General features: G+C 69.5%; 1 rRNA gene and 1 pseudogene. Both read left to right on the top strand.

Annotated elements, in window-relative coordinates:
* Positions 1-92 (top strand): 5S ribosomal RNA (rrf, locus tag ACIA8E_RS26270); the annotation flags it as partial.
* Between the two features lie 255 nt (positions 93-347).
* Positions 348-1,074, top strand: a pseudogene (locus ACIA8E_RS26265) (hypothetical protein); the annotation flags it as partial.

Raw genomic sequence — 1,074 nt, 5'->3', positions numbered from 1 at the left:
CGCCCGGTTACATTCCGAACCCGGAAGCTAAGCCTTTCAGCGCCGATGGTACTGCAGGGGGGACCCTGTGGGAGAGTAGGACGCCGCCGAACAATCTTTCAAGGATCCTTGGTCCCAGCGTTCATGCTGGGACCAAGGGTCCTTTTTTGTTTTGTCGAAGCGCGTCGGGTGGCCGACTGCGCGAGAATGTGTGTAGTACCCGAAGACAGGAGTTCCACCCATGTCCACCAACTCTCCCGACGATCGTTCGGAGCGCGAGCCGCGTCGCCGGGACGGTGGTGACCGGGGCGGCTTCCGGGGTGGTCGTGACGACCGGTCCGGAAGCCCGCGTCGGGACAACGACCGTGGTGGCAACCGCCGTGATGACGGCCGGCCGACGAGCGGCGGTGCCGGTGGTGGCTTCCGTCGCGACGACCGTGATCGCGGGCCGCGTCGTGATGACAGCCGTGGCGGTGGCTCCGGTGGTGCGTTCCGTCGAGATGACAGCCGCGGTGGCGGTTCCGGTGGCAGGTTCCCTCGGGACGACCGTGGTGGCGGTTCCGGTGGTGCGTACCGTCGGGATGACAGCCGTGGTGGCTCCGCCGGTGGCGGTTTCCGTCGTGATGATCGTGCGCCGCGGCGTGATGATGAGCGTGGTGGGCGTCCCGGTGGTGGCTTCGAGCGCCGTGACGACCGGCCGCGTGGGCCCCGTCGCGACGACGACAGCCGCAGTGGTGGCTTCCGCCGTGACGACAGCCGTGGTGGCTCCGCCGGTGGCGGTTTCCGTCGTGATGATCGTGCGCCGCGGCGTGATGATGAGCGTGGTGGGCGTCCCGGTGGTGGCTTCGAGCGCCGTGACGACCGGCCGCGTGGGCCCCGTCGCGACGACGACAGCCGCAGTGGTGGCTTCCGCCGTGACGACAGCCGTGGTGGCGGTTCCGGTGGCGGCTTCCGTCGCGATGAGAGTCGGCCGTCGAGCGGTGGTGACCGAGGCGGTTTCCGCCGCGATGACAGCCGTGGTGGCGGTTCCGGTGGCGGCTTCCGTCGCGATGAGAGTCGGCCCTCGAGCGGTGGTGACCGAGGCGGCTTCCGCCG

The sequence above is a fragment of the Streptomyces sp. NPDC051664 genome (genome assembly GCF_044453545.1).
In the GTDB taxonomy this organism is placed as follows: domain Bacteria; phylum Actinomycetota; class Actinomycetes; order Streptomycetales; family Streptomycetaceae; genus Streptomyces.
The sequence above is the reverse complement of the archived record's forward strand: the minus strand, read 5'-3'. Positions and strand labels throughout refer to the sequence as shown.